Origin of the sequence: Streptomyces sp. NBC_00370 (assembly GCF_036084755.1) — a bacterium.
Lineage (GTDB): Bacteria > Actinomycetota > Actinomycetes > Streptomycetales > Streptomycetaceae > Streptomyces.
This window is the reverse complement of sequence record NZ_CP107968.1, coordinates 3,803,829-3,821,769: the sequence shown is the minus strand read 5'-3', so window position 1 is coordinate 3,821,769 and position 17,941 is coordinate 3,803,829. Positions and strand designations below refer to the sequence as shown.

Annotated in this window: 15 protein-coding genes; 8 read left to right on the top strand and 7 right to left on the bottom strand. The window is 71.9% G+C overall.

Annotated elements, in window-relative coordinates:
• The first annotated feature begins 132 nt into the window (after positions 1-132).
• A complete protein-coding gene (locus OHS57_RS16955; RefSeq protein WP_443042906.1) occupies positions 133-1,545 on the top strand; it encodes a M1 family metallopeptidase in 1,413 nt (470 codons plus the stop codon).
• A gap of 1,897 nt (positions 1,546-3,442) precedes the next feature.
• Here OHS57_RS16955 and OHS57_RS16950 read toward each other — a convergent pair.
• Both OHS57_RS16950 and OHS57_RS16945 read right to left on the bottom strand, forming a co-directional pair.
• Entirely contained in the window at positions 3,443-3,997 is a 555-nt protein-coding gene (locus OHS57_RS16950) for a GNAT family N-acetyltransferase (RefSeq protein ID WP_328582496.1), read from the bottom strand.
• Between the two features lie 85 nt (positions 3,998-4,082).
• The gene (locus tag OHS57_RS16945; RefSeq protein ID WP_041988340.1) at positions 4,083-4,658 is read right to left on the bottom strand and encodes a TerD family protein; all 576 of its coding nucleotides are present in this window, start codon (positions 4,656-4,658) and stop codon (positions 4,083-4,085) included.
• Positions 4,659-4,933: 275 nt separating this feature from the next.
• Between OHS57_RS16945 and arfB the strand changes: the two genes are divergently transcribed.
• Positions 4,934-5,365, top strand: coding sequence for an alternative ribosome rescue aminoacyl-tRNA hydrolase ArfB (gene arfB / locus OHS57_RS16940; protein ID WP_328582495.1), 432 nt, complete (start codon positions 4,934-4,936; stop codon positions 5,363-5,365).
• Positions 5,366-5,397: 32 nt separating this feature from the next.
• Here arfB and OHS57_RS16935 read toward each other — a convergent pair whose 3' ends face one another.
• On the bottom strand, positions 5,398-5,880 hold the full coding sequence (locus OHS57_RS16935) for a flavin reductase (protein ID WP_107070178.1): 483 nt from the start codon (positions 5,878-5,880) through the stop codon (positions 5,398-5,400).
• A 506-nt stretch (positions 5,881-6,386) separates the two neighbouring features.
• Here OHS57_RS16935 and cdgB point away from each other — a divergent pair.
• The gene (cdgB, locus tag OHS57_RS16930; protein WP_041988345.1) at positions 6,387-8,099 is read left to right on the top strand and encodes a diguanylate cyclase CdgB; all 1,713 of its coding nucleotides are present in this window, start codon (positions 6,387-6,389) and stop codon (positions 8,097-8,099) included.
• Positions 8,100-8,334: 235 nt separating this feature from the next.
• Positions 8,335-9,411, top strand: coding sequence for a CBM35 domain-containing protein (locus OHS57_RS16925; protein ID WP_041988347.1), 1,077 nt, complete (start codon positions 8,335-8,337; stop codon positions 9,409-9,411).
• A gap of 39 nt (positions 9,412-9,450) precedes the next feature.
• Here the strand turns inward: OHS57_RS16925 and OHS57_RS16920 are convergent, their stop codons facing one another.
• The 3 genes from OHS57_RS16920 to OHS57_RS16910 form a co-directional block, all read right to left on the bottom strand.
• Positions 9,451-10,458: a 1-phosphofructokinase family hexose kinase gene (locus OHS57_RS16920; RefSeq protein ID WP_328582494.1), complete on the bottom strand. Its 1,008-nt coding sequence runs from the start codon at positions 10,456-10,458 to the stop codon at positions 9,451-9,453.
• A 140-nt stretch (positions 10,459-10,598) separates the two neighbouring features.
• Positions 10,599-11,765: an N-acetylglucosamine-6-phosphate deacetylase gene (gene nagA / locus OHS57_RS16915; RefSeq protein ID WP_041988352.1), complete on the bottom strand. Its 1,167-nt coding sequence runs from the start codon at positions 11,763-11,765 to the stop codon at positions 10,599-10,601.
• Complete coding sequence (locus OHS57_RS16910) at positions 11,765-12,697, bottom strand: ROK family protein (RefSeq protein ID WP_328582493.1); 933 nt, start codon at positions 12,695-12,697, stop codon at positions 11,765-11,767. The genes nagA and OHS57_RS16910 overlap by 1 nt, the downstream gene beginning before the upstream one ends.
• 119 nt (positions 12,698-12,816) lie before the next feature.
• Between OHS57_RS16910 and OHS57_RS16905 the strand changes: the two genes are divergently transcribed.
• From OHS57_RS16905 to gap, 4 genes are all read left to right on the top strand, one after another.
• Entirely contained in the window at positions 12,817-13,161 is a 345-nt protein-coding gene (locus OHS57_RS16905) for a DUF3263 domain-containing protein (RefSeq protein WP_328582492.1), read from the top strand.
• Between the two features lie 20 nt (positions 13,162-13,181).
• Complete coding sequence (gene otsB / locus OHS57_RS16900; protein WP_041988357.1) at positions 13,182-14,030, top strand: trehalose-phosphatase; 849 nt, start codon at positions 13,182-13,184, stop codon at positions 14,028-14,030.
• 352 nt (positions 14,031-14,382) lie between these two features.
• On the top strand, positions 14,383-15,348 hold the full coding sequence (locus OHS57_RS16895; protein WP_328582491.1) for a GlxA family transcriptional regulator: 966 nt from the start codon (positions 14,383-14,385) through the stop codon (positions 15,346-15,348).
• 97 nt (positions 15,349-15,445) lie between these two features.
• Positions 15,446-16,444: a type I glyceraldehyde-3-phosphate dehydrogenase gene (gene gap, locus OHS57_RS16890; protein ID WP_328582490.1), complete on the top strand. Its 999-nt coding sequence runs from the start codon at positions 15,446-15,448 to the stop codon at positions 16,442-16,444.
• A gap of 35 nt (positions 16,445-16,479) precedes the next feature.
• Here the strand turns inward: gap and OHS57_RS16885 are convergent, their stop codons facing one another.
• Complete coding sequence (locus tag OHS57_RS16885; protein ID WP_328582489.1) at positions 16,480-17,907, bottom strand: alpha,alpha-trehalose-phosphate synthase (UDP-forming); 1,428 nt, start codon at positions 17,905-17,907, stop codon at positions 16,480-16,482.
• Positions 17,908-17,941 lie beyond the last annotated feature (34 nt).

Sequence of the window (17,941 nt, the reverse complement as noted above, 5' to 3'; positions counted from 1 at the left end):
CCCGCCCTGCCCCTGGCGCCCAGCCCCTCACCTGCGGAAACGCTAGGCTGACGCTGTCGTTCCGCGCGAGGGAGGTCCGCCGTCCGCCGTGACAGTGCTTGTTCCGCTACGCGCCGCAGCGCCGCGCTCTTCGTGGCGGTGGCGGCGCTGCTGGCCGGGGCCGTCTCCTGTACGGGTCCGTCGCCCACCGGCGCCTCCTCGCGCGGCGATGTGCGCGGCAGGCCCGGGGCGGCCGGGGTGGGGGATCCGTACTTCCCGGGGCTGGGCAACGGCGGCTACGACGTCCGGCACTACGGGCTGACCCTCGACTGGGACCCGGACAGCGGCCGGCTCACCGGTACGGCGGAGATCACCGCCCGCGCCACCCAGGACCTGAGTGCCTTCAACCTCGACCTCGCCGGGATGACGGTCACCTCCACGACGGTCGGCGGCGAGCGCGCCGCGAACAGCCGGGCGGGCAGTGAGCTGACCCTGCGGCCGGCGCGCCGGCTGAAGCGGGGGAGCACGTTCGTGACGGTCGTGCGGTACTCCGGCGTACCGAAGCGGATCACCGACGCGGACGGCTCGGCCGAGGGCTGGCTCAGAACCGGCGGGCGGGTGGCGGCGCTGGGGGAGCCGACGGGGTCGATGGCGTGGTTCCCCGGCAACAACCACCCGAGCGACAAGGCCACGTACGACGTCCGGGTGACCGTCCCTGACGGACTGACGGCGGTCTCCAACGGCGAGCTGACGCGCACCGCCCGCGTCGGCGGGGGACGTACTGCCTTCAGCTGGCACTCGCCCGAGCCGATGGCGAGCTACCTGGCGACCGTGGCCATCGGTCCGTACGAGACACACCGGACGGGAGGGACCGGTCCCACGGTCCCGACGTTCACCGCGGTCGATCCGGCGGTGGCGAAGAAGAGCGCGGGGCTGCTGGCGGCGCTGCCCGGGATCGTGAAGTGGGAGGAGCGGATGTTCGGTCCGTATCCCTTCTCGTCGACGGGCGTGATCATCGGCCGCGAACAGGACGCGCAGTACGCCCTGGAGACGCAGACCAGGCCGTTCCTGCCGGGCCCGACGGATGTCAGCACGCTGGTGCACGAACTGTCCCACCAGTGGTTCGGCGACTCGGTGACCCCGAAGTCATGGCGGGACATGTGGCTGAACGAGGGGTTCGCGACGTACGCGGAATGGCTCTGGAGCGAGAAGACGGACCACAAACCGGTCGCCGAAAGCTTCGACGAGGCATACGCCGACAACACGAACTGGACGTTCCCCCCGGCCCGCCCCCGCTCGGCGGCCGACATCTCCCAGCCTCCGGTCTACGGCCGGGGCGCGATGGTGCTCCAACGGGTCCGACTGGCGGTGGGAGACGCGACGTTCTTCCGCATCCTGCGCGACTGGCCGCAGAAGTACCGCCACGGCAACGCGTCGACGGCGGACTTCACGTCGTACGCGGAACAGGAGTCGGGCAAGAACCTCGCCGGGGTATGGAAGACGTGGCTGTACGGATACGGGGGGACGAAGCCGGGACGAGGGGGCGGGGGCGGGGGCGGGGGTTAGGGCGGCGTGGGCCGGGGGCTGGGTGGGTCGGGGGCTCCACGGGGGAGCTGGGCTCGTGGTGGCGGGTGCTTTGCCGGGTGCGGGTGCCGCGCGGTAGTTGCGTGGGGGGACTCGGGCCGGCTCGGCGTCCGCCCCGGCCGGTGGTCGGCTGGGATTCATGCCCCGCTGGTCCGTGTCAGGGCGCATGAGCCGCAAGCTGTGCGAACGCCGAGATTAGCCGCCCGCAGGGCCGCCCCTGAGCTTTGAGTGTCGCGGTTCCGGTCCGGGCGTCAAGGGCGCTCCTGCGTCGCGTCGGCTGCGCCGATTGCGCTCCGCTCCACCCTTGACCCCCGGCCCTCCACCGCAAGTACTTCTTTGAGGGGGGGGCGGCCGGGGGGCTCCACGGGGGAGGCCGGGGAGTGGTGGCGGGTGCTTTGCCGACTGGCGGGTGCCACGCGGCGGTTGAGTGGGGGGACTCGGCCTGGCTAAGCGTCCGCCCCCACCGGGCAGCGGCTGAGACTCATGCCCCGCTGGTCACTGGGGGTGGGTGAGGTCGGGATGGCCTGCTGGCGGGGGTAGTTGGGCCGGGCAACGGGCCGGTGGGTGGGGTGGGTGTGACTGGGGTGGTGGGGGATGGCCCTGGGGTGTGGATCGGGCGCCTTTTGCGTGGGGTGTTGCGTTGGGTGCGCCATGGGGCACATCAGGCCGGTGCGAGCCTCTGGCGGTGCGTCGGGTGTGACGGGAGTGATGGGGGGAGGCCCTGGGGTGTCGATCCAGCGCCTTATGCGTGGGGTGTTGCGTTAGGTGCGCCATGGGACACATCAGGCCGGTGCGAGCCTCTGGTGGTGCATCGGGTGTGACTGGGGTGACGGGGGATGGCCCTGGGATGCCGATCGGGCGCCTTTTGCGTGGGGTGTTGCGTTAGGGGCGCGGTAGGGCGCATCAAGCCGGTGGGAGGCCTCGGCTGTGGGGTGGGTGTGGCTGGTGGGGCGGAAGTGAGCCGTCGGTGGGCCCCGTTGTGTTGGTGAGTGCGCAAGCTGCTTCCTCGGCGCCCCGGTTGGGTGCTGATATCCCACTCGTGCCCCCCCCGAGACCGGGCCTCAGGCGCCGGGCATCCGCCTCGTCTGACAGGCGGAACGTACCCACCACTCCCGTCTCACGAGTCACATTCGTCCCAACCCCGGACCGGAATTGGACCCTGATGCGTCCCGTGGCGCACCTAGCGCAACCACTAACGCATAAGGCGTCCGACGGCCGTCCCACGGGTCATCCCCCGTCACTCCCGTCACACCCGACGCACCGCCGGGGGCTAGTACCGGCCTGATGTGTCCCATGGCGCACCCAACGCAACCACCCACGCAAAAGGCGTGGGATCGGAGCCCCACGGGCCAGCTCCCGTCACTCCAGTCACACCCGCCCCACCCACCGGCCCGCTGCCTCGGCCAACCACCCAGGGTGACCAGCGGGGCATGAGTCTCAGCCGCTCCCCGGTGGGGGTGGACGCCGAGCCGGGCCGAGTCCCCCCATGCAACTGGTGCGTGGCACCCGCAGTCGGCCAAGCACCCGTCACGACGGCCGGTCTGGTCCGTGGAGCCCCCCCCGGCCGCCCCCCCCTCAAAGAAGTACTTGCGGTGGAGGGTCGGGGGTCAAGGGTGGAGCGGAGCGGAATCGGCGTAGCCGACGCGACGCAGGAGCGCCCTTGACGCCCGGACCGGAGCCGCGACACTCAAAGATCAGGGGCGGCCCTGCGGGCAGCTAATCTCGGCGCTCGCACAGCTTGTGGCTCATGCGCCCTGACACGGACCAGCGGGGCATGAGTCTCAGCCGCTCCCCGGCGGGGGTGGACGCCGAGGCGGCCCGAGTCCCCCCATACAACTGCCGCGCCCCGGCCCGCACCCCCGGCCGCACAGCTCCCCGCTCAGGCGACCCCGTCCTTCGTCAGCCGCTTGCCCAGGATTCGGCACGGGCGGCCCGACTTTGGGTCCTCGTGCTCGGCCAGCTGGGCGTAGCCCAGGGCCGTCCAGAAGGCCAGGGCCGGGTGGTTGGTCTTCGGGACCGCGACTCTGACCGTCGTGTGGCCCGACGCACGGAAGCGGTCCTCCACCACCGTCGCCAGCTCTCGGCCGTATCCCGCGCGCTGCTCGTCCGCGTGGACCATCAAGAGGCCGATCCAGGGGTCCGGGGCAGCCGGGTCCGGGCCCGGACCCGGGTCCGGGCCAGCCGGGTCCGGGGCCAGGGTCACCGCGATTGCGACCAGGCGGCCCGCCGCGCGGGCGATGAGGACCTCGGCGTCCGGGTGGGCCAGGTCGTCGGCCAGGGACGTCGCGACCTGTTCGGGGCTGATGTGGTCCGGGTCCGGGAAGTCGCCGCTGAGTTGTTGGAACTCCCTGTTGGACGCGTACAGCGCGGCGAGGTCGGTCAGCAGCTCCCCGGGGAGCGCGCCGTCCACGGGGGTCAGCGGTTCGACGATCATCGTCGCAGCGTACCCACACGCGGAGGGCCCCCGGCCGTAATGCCGGGGGCCCTCCGTGGCGTGCTGTCCCGAAAGGGGAGGCGTGTCAGAGGTTGACGCCGAAGTCCGTCGCGATGCCCACCAGGCCCGAGGCGTAGCCCTGGCCGACCGCGCGGAACTTCCACTCCGCACCGTTGCGGTACAGCTCACCGAAGACCATCGCGGTCTCCGTGGCGGCGTCCTCGCTCAGGTCGTAGCGGGCGATCTCGCCGCCGCCGGCCTGGTTGACGATGCGGATGTACGCGTTCCGCACCTGGCCGAAGTTCTGGCTGCGGGTCTCCGCGTCGTAGATGGAGACCGGGAAGACGATCTTGTCGATGTCGGCGGGCAGGCCCGCCAGGTTCACGTTGATCGCCTCGTCGTCGCCGGCGCCTTCACCCGTGCGGTTGTCGCCGGTGTGGACGATGGTCTGGTCCGGCGTCGACTTGTTGTTGAAGAAGACGAAGTGGCCGTCGGAGAAGACCTTCCCCGTGGCGTTGACCGCGATAGCCGAGGCGTCGAGGTCGAAGTCGGTGCCGGTGGTGCTGCGGACGTCCCAGCCGAGGCCGACCGTGACGGCTGTGAGGCCCGGCGCTTCCTTGGTGAGCGAGACGTTGCCGCCCTTGGACAGGCTTACAGCCATGGGATGTGTCCCTTTCCTTGTCGTGTGTGCGGGCTTCGTGCGGTCCCGAAGCTACCGTCAACCCCTATAACGCGGGCAGGGGACTGAGAGGTTCCAGCCGCTTTACTTTCTTTACACAGTTCGAAGGTGCCCGTGACGCAGTTCGAAGGTGCCCGGGACGCCCGTGACGCCCGTGACGCCCGTGACGCCCGTGACGCCCGTGTCGCCCGTGGCTCAGCCCGCCCCCTGGCGAAAAACGGGTGACGGAAGTGGCACGGACACGCGACCATGGACGTATGTCCGGGCCTCCGTATGTCATCCGCGGTTCGGTCTCCCTGCCGGAGGCCGAGCTCATGTGGCGTTTCTCGCGTTCCTCGGGGCCCGGCGGTCAGCATGTGAACACCACGGACTCGCAGGTGGAGCTGCGCTTCGACCTCGCCAAGACCGATGCCCTGCCGCCCGTGTGGAAGGAGCGCGCGCTGGAGCGGCTCGAAGGCCGGCTCACCGGTGGCGTCGTGTCCGTACGGTCCTCGGAGCACCGCTCGCAGTGGCGCAACCGCGAGACGGCAGCCGTGCGGCTCGCCTCGCTGCTCGCCGAGGCGACGGCTCCGCCGCCCCGCCAGCGCCGCAAGTCGAAGATCCCGCGCGGGATCAACGAGCGCAGGCTGCGCGAGAAGAAGCAGCGCTCCGACACCAAGCGCGGCCGTTCCGGGCGCGGCTGGGGATAGCGCCCACGCCCGTCCGTGTCGTGGCCGCCGCCCTACGAGATCTGGTGGTAGCGGCCCTTGAAGTACGTCAAGGGCCCGCCCTCCCCGCTCGGCAGCTCCGCCGTCAGCACCCGGCCGATCACCAGCGTGTGGTCGCCCGCCTCGACCCGCTGCTCCGTACGGCACTCCAGCACCGCCAGCGCCCCGCCGACCAGCGGCGCCCCGCTCGCCTCGCCCCGTCGATAGGGGATGTCCTCGAACAGCAGCCGGTCGCTGATCCGGCCCTTCATCGCGAACCGCCCCGCGATGTGCCGCTGGCTCTCGGAGAGCAGTGACGCCGCCCACAGCGGCTGTTCGGCGAGCAGGTCGTCCATGCGCGAGCCGTTGCGGACGCTGACCAGGACCAGCGGCGGGTCGAGGGAGACCGACAGGAACGCGGTCGCCGTCATGCCGGCGTCCTCGCCGCGCGGGCCGTGCGCGCTCAGGGGTTCTTCGTGCGCCGTCACCAGCACCACTCCCGCCGCGAGCCGGGACATCGCGGCGCGGAACTCGTCGTTGCTCACCCCCTCAGCATGGGGGATCGTCCCGCCGGCGTGGGGGATCGTCCCGGCTGTCGGGCGGTCGTCGGCCTCGACGGGACGATCGTGGGCCTCAACGCGGCGGTCGTCGGCCTCGACGGGACGGTCGTGGGCCTCGAAGGAGGAAGCAGGGGTCGTCTGGGACACACCTCAGACGCTAGTCTCGGCTCTCCGGCGTCCGCATCGGGCCAGAGGACCAGTCAAGTCCTAGGACCTGGCTGACGCACCTGAGACCCCGCCGCAAGGTGGTCAACCTTGAATTGTGTTCAGGAAAACGCGTGGAGCGCTCCCACAAAGCGCCCATTACTCTTCATCATTTGATGTGACTTGAGTCACAGAGCCGACTATTTGTTGACCCTGTGTACCGGGCGCACAGCTCGCTGTGATTCAGTGGCGGTGACGGTGCAACACGAGAGCCGATGAGAATCCTGGAGTTGCTGTCGAGGTCTCGGGGAGAGCGAGCAATGGAGACCGAGTCGGAGCCCTACGTCCGTCTTGCGACCTTGCGGCAGCTGCATCAGGCGGTCGCCGACCTCAACACGGCCCGGAGCCTGGCTGACACGCTCCAGACGGTCGCCGACGGCATCGTCTCGGGGCTCGGCTACGAACTCGCCTGCGTCAACGTCGTGCAGGCCGACGGCGATCTGGTCGTCGCCGCCTTCGCCGGGAACGCCGCAGCCGAGGCCCTGATCACCGGCCGGGTCGGCTCCCGCAACTCCTGGGAGCGCCGGCTGTCGATGGGCGTGAGCTGGGGCTCGCTGCGCTTCATACCGCACACCGAGGGCTGGGTGCTGCTGGAGGACGACGTCCCGCAGTGGTACACCGAAGGCCCCGACCCCCGCTTCGCCGACGAGTGGCACCCGCAGGACCGGCTGTACGCGCCGATGTACGCGTCCGGCGGCGGCAACGAACTGCTCGGCGTCATATCCGTCGACCGTCCGCGCGGTGGCCGGCACCCCGGCGCCTGGGGCCAGGAGGCCCTGCAGATGTACGCCTCGCAGGCGGCCATCGCGATCAGCAACGCGCGCCTGCGCGCCAACATGCAGCGCGCCCTCGTCCGCCTGGAGCGCGAGCAGCAGGCGCTGCGCGCCAGCGAGGAGTCCTTCCGGCAGGCGTTCGAGTACGCCCCCAGCGGCATGGCCATCGCCGAGATGGGCGGCGACCAGCACGGTCGGCTGCTGCGCACCAACGACGCGCTGTGCCGGCTGCTCGGCCGCCCCGCCTCCGCCATGCGCCGCCATTCGTTCGCCGACCTCGTCCACCCCGAGGACATCGGCACCCTGCTCCGTACGTCCGCCGAGGGCGGCCGCGCCGAGCTGCGGCTCGCCCGCCGCGACGGCAGCTGGGTCTGGGTCTCCCTGCGGAACTCGGTGGTCGCCGACACCAGCGACGGCCCCCGGCTGCTGCTCACGCACGTCGAGGACATCGAGGAGCGCAAGAGCCGCGAACTCGCGCTCGCCCACCGCGCCTCGCACGACTCGCTGACCGGGCTGCCCAACAGCGCCGAGCTGCGCTCGCGGCTCAGCGCCCGGCTCTGCGCCCGCCCGCACGCCCTGCGCGAGACGGCGGTGGAGCAGCTGGACGCGGCGTACGGCGGCTACGAGGGCACGGTGCTGTACGAGCCGGCCTACGACGCGTACGACGGCTACGACGGCCATGACAGCTACGAGGAGCGCACCGGCGAGCGCGGCGGCCGGTACGGCGCCCTCGGCGCCCCGGGCAGCGGCCACTCCGACAGCCACGAGCACATGGTGGCGCCGAGCGAGGACGACGAAGGCGCGAAGGGGCTGGCCGTCCTCTTCTGCGACCTCGACGGTTTCAAGTCGATCAACGACAGGTTCGGGCACAACACCGGCGACGCGGTGCTGATCGAGGTCGCGCGCCGGCTGACCACCGGAGTCAGGGACGGCGACACGGTCGCCCGGCTCGGAGGTGACGAATTCGTCGTTCTCGCCGACGGGCTCGGCGCCGCGGACGCCGCCGATCTCGCCGTACGGCTGCGGAACGCGATCATTCCGCCCATCAGGGTGGACGGCAGGGCCGTGCGCGTCGGCGCCAGTTTCGGCATCGGCTGGGCGAGCTGCGGGATGTCTGTCGAGGACGTGCTGAAATCCGCCGACCAGCGCATGTACATCGAGAAGCGGGCCCGGAACAAGGTCCACCGGAGGGCCGGATAGGGCGTCCGCGCAACGACCGGCCGAGGGTCGGCGCAGGCCCCGGGGCGGCAGCGGGGCGGTTGTTCACCCGTGGTCCCGACAGCCGTCCCCCGCCGTCCATACGACCGTCGTGACAGTGATCCAATACGGCCGGAAGACCGGCCCCGCATAGCCAAGAGCCGTCCGGCGGCCCGCCCATCCGAGGTAGGCTCGGCCGGTCGGCGATGCTGGCGAGATGGTAAGGAGTGACCCAGGGATGACGGCCGGGAACGACGGCGCGAGCAAGCCCGAGGACGACGACCCGTTCGGCTATCTGTACGAGGACGGACAGGCGGCGGCCGCGGCGCAGGGACGGCAGGGCGGCTACGGCTACCCCGGCCCGGCCGCGCAGCCCGGCGTGCCCAGAACGTCGTACAACCAGGTCAGGACCGTCGGCGAGCGCCAGTACGGGCAGCAGGCCGTGCCGCCGCAGGCGCGCCAGGGCGGCTACGGCTACCCGGGCCCGGCGGCGCAGCAGCAGCCCGGTTACGGGCAGTCCGGCGGCCAGCAGGGGTACGGCCAGCAGGGCGGCCAGCCCGGCTACGGTCAGTCGGGTTACGGCCAGCAGGCGCAGTACCAGCAGCAGGGCCAGTACGGGGCCCCGGCGGCCCAGCCCGACGGTGGCTCGCCCACCCGTCAGGTGCCGGCCCAGCGCGGTGGCGGGCGTGGCAGAGGCCCGAACACGAAGGTGCTGCTGATCGGCGCCGTCGCGGTGGTCGCCGCCGTCGTGATCGGTATCACGATCGCGCTGTCCTCCAGCGGCGGCGACAAGAAGGACGACGCGTCGCCGTCGGGCCAGCCGAGCGCGGCGCAGTCGCAGCAGCCGAGCGGTCAGCCGTCCGACAAGGGCGACGCACCGGTCGCGAAGCTGCCGAAGCAAGACGCTGCGACGCTGGAACTCGGCGGCGGGGCCGCGCTCGCGAAGGACGTCACGGGCGCCGAGGGCGCCGACGGCGCCTATGTGACGGGCTTCAACGCCGTCGGATCCTCCGTCACGTGGACGGCGGACATGGACAAGGCGGGTCCGTACGCGCTGTCCGTGCGGTACGCGGTCCCCGCGAAGGACATGAACGCGACGCTCACGGTCAACGGCAAGGCCAACAGCTCCCCGATCAACCTGTCGAACTTCATCAAGTCCAGCGACCCGGACCCGGCGAAGAACTGGCAGACGACCTGGGCGCCGGTCTCGCTCCAGCAGGGCAAGAACACGATCAAGATCTCCTGCGAGAACGGCAATCAGTGCGACGTGCTCCTCGACTGGCTCGAGGTCACGCCCCCGAAGAAGCAGGACTGACCGAGACTGGTCAAGCAGGTCACAGCGTCAGCCCGCAGGTCAGCCTGCGGGCTGTTCTGTCACCGCGACCTGGGGCAGCAGCTTTTCGTACGTGACGGCGTCGAACTCGCCCGCCACCGGCGCCAGGACCGTCGCCGTGGACAGGGCGACGGCCCGCGCCAGCCGGTCCGGCCACGGGAGCCGTTCGACGAGGCCGGACAGCAGCCCCGCGACGGCCGAGTCGCCCGCACCTGTCGGATTGCCCTTCACCGAGGCCGGCGGCGCCGCGCGCCAGAGCCCTTCGGGGGTGGCGGCGAAGAGCCCTTCGGGGCCGAGCGAGGCGACGACGGCGTGGGCACCGCGTCTGCGGGCGTCGCGGGTGGCGCGCAGCGGTTCGCGTGAGCCGGTGAGCCGGGCGAGTTCGTCGGCGTTCGGCTTGACCAGGTCGGGGCGGGCGGCGACACCCCGGCGCAGGGGTTCGCCGCTGGTGTCGAGGAGTACGGGCACCCCGGCGCCCCGGGCGAGACGTACCAGCTCGGCGTAGGCGCCGACATGGATACCGGGCGGCAGGCTGCCGCAGAGCGCGACGGCGTCGGCGCCGTCGATGAGCCGGGCGTACGTGTCGAGGAAGGCGGCCCATTCGGCGGCCGAGACGACCGGTCCGGGTTCGTTGAGCTGCGTGGTGTCGCCGGTCGCCGCGTCCACGACGGCGACCGTACGGCGGGTGGCGCCCGCGACCGGCACGAGTGCGTCGGTCGTGCCGGCCTGCGACGTGCCGGCCTGTGACATGCCTGCCTGTGACGTGCCTGCCTGTGACGTGCCTGCCTGTGACGTGCCTGCCTGTGACGTGTGCGCCAGCAGTTCGCGCAGTACGTCGCCGGTCCTGCCGCCCGCGAAGCCGGTGACCACGGTCTCGTGACCGAGCGCCGCGAGCACCCGGGCCACGTTGATGCCCTTGCCGCCGGGCCGTTCGGTGACGTCGCTGACGCGGTGGGTGGTGTGCGGGACCAGTGCCGGGGTGCGGTACGTGATGTCCAGCGCAGCGTTGAGCGTGACCGTAACGATCATCTGTCACACCCCCGAGAACGCGCCTGTCGCCAACTGCCCTGCCGTTGATTGCATACTGCAGGAACGATCATGCCAAAAAGTAAGCGGTTGGCCCAGACCTCGGACCAACCGCTTCCCCTCCACCGGCATCCGCGCCGGCGTCAGCCCAGCTCGGGCTCGATGACCCATTCGCCCTTGTGCAGCACGCCCTTGAGCGTGAAGTCCGCGTCCAGCACCACCAGGTCCGCGTCCTTGCCCGGCTCCAGCGAGCCGACCTTGTCGTACAGGCCGAGCAGCTTCGCCGGGTTGGCGGAGATCGCGTTGACGATGTCCTCGACCGGCAGCCGGTCGACGGTGGCCGCCCTGCGGAACGCGGTGTCCAGCGTCAGGGTCGAGCCCGCGATCGAGCCGCCCTCCACCAGCCGCGCCACGCCGTCCTTGACCTCGACGGCCAGCGGGCCGAGCTGGTAGAGCCCGTCACCGAAGCCCGCCGCGTCCATCGCGTCCGTGATGAAGGCGACCCGGCCGGCGCCCGCGCGGTGGAACGCCAACTCCAGCGCTGCGGGGTGCAGATGGGTGCCGTCGTTGATCAGTTCGACGGTGACCCGCTCGTCCTCCAGCAGCGCGGCGATCGGCCCCGGCGCCCGGTGGCCGATCGCCGGCATGGCGTTGAACAGGTGCGTCGCGACGGTCGCGCCCGCCTCGATGGCCTCGACGGTCTGCTCGTACGTCGCGTCCGTGTGCCCGATCGCCGCGATCACGCCGTGCTCGGCGAGCAGCCGTACGGACTCGATGCCGCCGGGGAGTTCGGTGGCGAGGGTGACCATCTTCGCCGTACCGCGCGCCGCGTCGAGCAGCTTGCGCACCTCGGCGGGGTCGGGGTCGCGCAGCAGCGCCTCGCTGTGGGCGCCCTTGCGGCAGGGGGAGATGAAGGGGCCCTCGAAGTGGATCCCGGCCAGATCGCCCTGCTCGACCAGTTCGGAGAGGAATCCGGCGCGCTGCGCGAGGAAGTCCATCTCGCCGGTGACGGTGGAGGCGACGACGGTGGTCGTGCCGTGCTCGCGGTGGGTGGCGATGCCCTGGAGCACGTCGTCCGCCGAGCCGGAGGTGAAGGAGGCCCCGCCGCCGCCGTGGTTGTGCATGTCGACGAAGCCGGGGACCACCCAGTGGCCCGTCAGGTCCAGGGTGGCGGCGTCGCCGGCGGGGGCGGCCTCCGCGATCTTGCCGTCCTCGACGACCACCCGGCCGCCGTCGACGGTCCCGCCGGGCAGCACCACCCGGGCGCCGGCGAGGACTGTGCGTGCGGTGCGTACGGCGCTTGCGGCCATCAGGTGGTTACCTCCGTGGAGAGCAGATCCCAGGCGAGCAGCCCTGCGCCCAGGCGTCCGGCGGTGTCCCCGAGGGCGGCGGGGACGATGGTGGGCAGTTTCTGGAACGTCACCTTCTCCTCGACCGCGGCACGCAGCGGCGTGAACAAGGTTTCCCCCGCTTCGGCGAGTCCGCCGCCGATGATCATTGTGCTGGGGTCGAGCAGCGTGAGTGCGGTGACGAGCCCGGCGGCGAGCGCGTCGATCGTGTCGCGCCACACCTCGACGGCCGCGGGGTCGCCCGACTCCACGGCCTTGGCGCAGTCGGCGGCGTCCGCCAGCGGGTCGCCGCTGGTCTCGGCCCAGGCCCGGGTCACGGCGGCGGCCGAGGCGAGCGTCTCCAGACAGCCGCGCTGTCCGCAGCCGCACACGGGTCCGTCGGGGCGGACCACGACATGGCCGATCTCGCCCGCGTAGCCGTGCGCGCCGGCCTCGATCGAGCCGTTGATCCCGATGGCCCCGGCGATCCCGGTGCCCAGCGGCATGAACAGGAACCGGTCGGCCCCCCGGCCGGCGCCGAGCCGCCCCTCGGCGAGGCCGCCGGTGCGCACGTCGTGCCCCAGCGCCACGGGGATCCCGCCGAGGCGGGCGCCGAGCAGGTCGCGCAGCGGTACGTCCTGCCAGCCGAGATTGGCGGAGTACACGGCGATGCCGCGCTCCGCGTCGACGATGCCGGGGACGGCGACGCCGGCGGCGAGAGCGCTCTCTCCGAACTGCTGTACGCCGTAGGCGCGCAGTTCGGCGGCGAAACCGAGGATCGTCTCGACGACGGCGCCCGCGCCACGCTCCCTGCCGGTGGGCCGGCGGGCCTCGTGCAGCAACGTGCCGTCGGCGCCCATCAGGGCGGCTTTCATACCGGTGCCGCCCACATCGAGGGCGATGACGTGTTCCACGGGAGACAGTCTCCCGCGAAGACCTATGAAAGGTCTAGTCCACTGCCCGGGATTGTTCTGCACCCATACAAACTTCGATTCCGAAGAATGTCGGTGCCGCCGGGTAGCGTGGCTGCGCCATGGAACAAGACCACGCCGCTGAGGCCGAACCCGAGCCGGCCGAACCCGAGTCGGGCGAACCCGAGTCGGCCGAACCCGAGCCGGCCGAACCCGAGCCGGGCGAACGTGCGCTGTCCGACCGTGAGCTGTCGGACCGTGACCGTGCCGTGCTCGGCATGGAGCGGGTCGGCTGGCCGGGCCCCGGCGCCAAGGAGCGGGCGATACGGGAGCAGCTGGGCCTCTCGCCGACCCGCTACTACCAGCTGCTCCGAGCCCTCCTCGACGACCCGCTGGCGCTCGCGCACGACCCGGTGACGGTGAACAGGCTGCGCAGGATCAGGGAGGCCCACCGCGCGCAGCGCTGAGGCTCGATAAGGTCGTGAGCATGGGCAGCAACCCGCACTCCCTGCCGCATCCGACCACCGCCGCAGGCGCCGAAGGACTGGCCGCGCTCCTGGCCAGGCCCGGCAAAGCCGTCGTGGCGCTCGACTTCGACGGCACCCTCGCCGACATCGTCCCCGACCCCGAACAGGCCCGCGCGCACCCGCGCGCCGTGCCCGCACTCGCCGCCCTCGCGCCGCGCGTCGCTTCCGTCGCCGTGGTCACCGGCCGTCCCGCCGGGGTCGCCGTACGGTACGGCGGCTTCGCCGGCGTACCGGGCCTGGACCATCTCGTGGTCCTCGGCCATTACGGCGCCGAGCGCTGGGACGCGGTCACCGGCACCGTACGCACCCCGGCGCCGCATCCGGGCGTCGCGGCGGCCCGCGCCGAACTGCCCGGATTCCTCGACAAGTTCGGGGCCTGGCGGGGCACCTGGATAGAGGAGAAAGGCCAGGCGGTCGCCGTCCACACCCGGCGTGCCGCCGATCCGCAGGCCGCCTTCGACGCACTGCGCGAGCCGCTGGCCGAGCTGGCGGACCGGCACGGCCTGATGCTGGAACCGGGCCGGATGGTCCTAGAACTGCGCCCGCCCGGCATGGACAAGGGCGTCGCCCTCGCCGAGTACGTACGCGAGGTCGGCGCGGAGACGGTCCTGTACGCGGGCGACGACCTGGGCGACCTCCCGGCGTTCGCTGCCGTGGACCGGCTGCGCGCGGAAGGCCACCCGGGTCTGCTGGTGTGCAGCGGAGGCACGGAGGTCCCGGAGATGACGGCAGGCGCGGACCTGGTACTCCCGGGCCCGGGAGCGGTGGCGGACTTCCTGGCCGACTTGGCGGCGGCGGTGGCGGACTAGGCCCTGTCCGGCAAGCTTCGCCCGGTCGCCTTGCGGTCACACGTACCGCCGTGACCATGCGCCGGCTGCACGGCGGGCGTCCCTCACGCGCAAACAGTGCCGGTGGGATCTTGCGGTGCTCGCGGGGCCGGACAGGGCCTCGGGCCCGGTCTGCGGATCAGACCGGACGGCGGCGGCGGTCGGCGCACGCGTTGGCGGCTTTGCCGCCACGCTGGAGCGGCTCTCGCCCACAAGGGGCCAAGGGCACTCCCCGGCAGCGACGTGGCACCAGCCGCAGCCGCGGCGGGCGCCCGTCGCCGGTCCGGCACCTGCGCACCCGTTCCGGGCGGCGTCCGCCGGTACGCTCGGTCCCGTGCCGCCCCCGCCCCTGCATCACGTCGCCGTTCTCGTGCTCGAAGGCGCCAAGCCCCTCGATGTCGGTATCCCCGCGCAGGTGTTCACGACCCGCGCGAGCATGCCGTACGAGGTGCGGATGTGCGGCGCGGCGCCCGGTCTTGTGACCGGTGGTGACGGTCTCGCGTACTCCGTCGCCCACGGGCTCGAAGCGCTCGCCTGGGCCGACATCGTCTTCGTCCCCGGCTACCGGCACCCGGACCGCGACGACCCGCCGCCCGCCGTGGTCGAGGCGTTGGTCGCCGCGCACGCCCGGGGTGCGCGGCTCGCCGCCATTTCGACGGGTGCCTTCGCGCTCGCCGCCACCGGGCTGCTCGACGGCAAGCGCGCCACGACGCACTGGCACTACACGCAGGCGCTCGCGGCGAAGCGACCGCTGGTCCGGGTCGACGAGAACGTGCTGTTCGTGGACGAGGGCAGTGTGCTGACCTCGGCCGGCGCCGCGTCCGGCATCGACCTGTGTCTGCACATCCTGCGCGGCGATCTGGGGGTCGCCGCTTCCAACCACGCGGCGCGCCGCCTCGTCGCCGCCCCGTACCGCAGCGGCGGCCAGGCGCAGTACGTGCCGCGCAGTGTGCCCGAGCCGCTCGGTGAGCGGTTCGCCGCCACCCGGGAGTGGGCGCTGCACCGGCTGGGCGATCCGCTCACCCTTGAAGTGCTCGCCGGGCACGCGCGGGTGTCGCCGCGCACGTTCTCCCGGCGCTTCGTCGAGGACACCGGGTACACCCCGATGCAGTGGGTCATGCGCGCCCGCATCGACGTGGCCCGTGAGCTGCTCGAACGTTCGCAGCGGAGCGTCGAGCAGATCGCCGTGGACGTCGGTCTGGGCACCGGTGCGAATCTGCGGCTGCACTTCCACCGCGTCCTCGACACCACGCCGAGCGAGTACCGCCGCACCTTCGCCCAAGGTGACCAGCGGGAATAGTCCGTGGCGCGATCCTTGCGGACCCTGGCGATCCTGCCGCTGCCACCGGCCCGCACCGCGCGGGACGCTGATGGTGAGACAGAAAGGGACCCCACTCATGACTCGCATCGCCATCAACGGATTCGGCCGCATCGGACGCAATGTGCTGCGCGCGCTGCTCGAACGCGACACCGACCTCGACGTCGTCGCCGTCAACGACCTCACCGAACCCGCCGCTCTCGCGCGGCTGCTCGCCTTCGACACGACGGCGGGCCGGCTCGGCCGCCCCGTGACCGTGGACGGGCAGACCCTCGTCGTGGACGGCCGTCGCATCACCGTGCTCGCCGAGCGCGACCCGGCGCAGCTGCCGTGGGCCGAGCTGGGCATCGACATCGTCCTTGAGTCGACCGGCCGCTTCACATCGGCCAAGGCCGCCCGCACCCACATCGAGGCGGGCGCGAAGCGCGTGCTGGTCAGCGCGCCCGCTGACGGCGCCGATGTCACGCTCGCGTTCGGCGTCAACACCGACGCGTACGACCCGGCCACGCACACGGTCGTCTCGAACGCCTCGTGCACGACCAACGCGCTCGCGCCGCTGGCGTCCGTCCTCGACGAACTCGCCGGCATCGAGCACGGCTTCATGACGACGGTGCACGCCTACACGCAGGAGCAGAACCTGCAGGACGGTCCGCACCGCGACGCCCGCCGCGCCCGCGCTGCCGCGGTGAACATCGTGCCGACCACGACCGGTGCGGCGAAGGCGATCGGTCTCGTGCTGCCCCAGCTCGACGGCAAGCTCTCCGGCGACTCGATCCGGGTGCCCGTGCCGGTGGGTTCGATCGTCGAACTGAACACGACGGTCGCGCGCGACGTCACACGCGACGACGTGCTGGCGGCGTACCGCAAGGCGGCCGACGGGCCGCTCGCCGGCGTACTCGAATACTCCGACGACGCGCTCGTGTCGTCGGACATCACGGGCAACCCGGCGTCGGCGATCTTCGATTCGGCCCTCACCCGTGTCGACGGCAGGCACGTCAAGGTCGTCGCCTGGTACGACAACGAGTGGGGCTTCTCGAACCGCGTGATCGACACACTCGAACTGCTCGCGGCCGGCTGACGTGACAGCCGGACGGCTGTCACGACAGCCGTCGCTCACTCCAGCGCGCGCAGCGCCTCCAGCTGGTCCAGGAACCAGCGCTGCGGCGGCAGTGCCGTAGCCGCCGCCGCGAGGCGCTTCGTGCGCTGCGTGCGTTCGTCGTCCGGCATCGTCAGCGCCGTGTGCAGCGCGGCTGCCGTCGCCGAGATGTCGTACGGGTTCACCACCACCGCGTCCTCGCCCAGCTCCTCGTACGCCCCCGCCTCCCGGGACAGCACCAGCGCGCAGCCGTTGTCGGAGACCACCGGGATCTCCTTCGCGACCAGGTTCATCCCGTCCCTGATCGGGTTGACCAGCGCCACGTCCGCCAGCCGGTACGAGGCGAGCGAGCGGGCGAAGTCGTCCTCGACATGCAGCACGACCGGCAGCCAGCCCTCCTGGCCGAACTCCTCGTTGATCTCCTCGGCGACCCGCTGCACCTCCGCCGTGTACGAGCGGTAGACGGCGAGATCCTGCCGGGACGGATAGGCGAAGGCGACATGCACGACGCGTCCGCGCCACTCGGGGCGGTCGGTCAGCAGCTGCCGGTAGGCGAGCATGCCGCGCACGATGTTCTTGGACAGTTCCGTGCGGTCGACCCGGACGATCGCCTTGCGCGGCGCGCCGTCGGCCTCGCCGATCTGCTCCCGCAGCGACACGATCCTGTCGTCCACGTCCGCGCGGTGCGCACGCTCCCGCAGGAAGTCGGCGTCGGCGCCCAGGCTGTGCACCCCGATCCGGGTCTTGCCGGTGTCGCCGAGCAGTTCCGTACAGCAGGCGGTGAACGCGTCGGCCCACCGGTGGGTCAGGAAGGCGGCGCGGTCGGCGCCGAGGATGCCGCGCAGCAGCTGGCGCGCGATGTCGTCCGGCAGCAGCCGGAAGTAGTCCACCGGCGCCCACGGGGTGTGCGAGAAGTGGCCGATCCGCAGATCGGGCCGCAGCGCCCGCAGCATCCCCGGCACCAGCGCCAGGTGGTAGTCCTGCACCAGCACGGCCGCGCCGTCGCCCGCCTCGTCGGCCAGGGCCTCGGCGAAGGCGCGGTTGTACGCCTCGTACGACGCCCACTGCGCGCGGAACTCCGGGCCGAAGGCCGGTTCGAGCGGGGTCTGGTAAAGCATGTGGTGGACGAACCAGAGCGTGGAGTTCGCGACGGCGTTGTACGCGTCGGCGTACACCTCGGGCGCGATGCCGAGCATCCGTACCCGCTGGTCGCCCGTGTCGGCCTGGTCGAGCCGGCCGCCGGTGCGGCGCACCGCCTCGCGGTCGCCCTCGCCGAGCGCGGCGCAGACCCACACGGCGTCCGTGTCGGGGCCTATGGCGGACAGGCCGGAGACCAGCCCGCCCCCGCCGCGCCTGGCCTCCAGCTCCCCGTCGTCACGGAGGGTGTACGAGACGGGGCCGCGGTTGGACGCGACGAGTACCTGGGCGGCTTGCTCGGAGACCATGTGCCGAAATCTAGCCCGTCCAGGAAACGCTCAA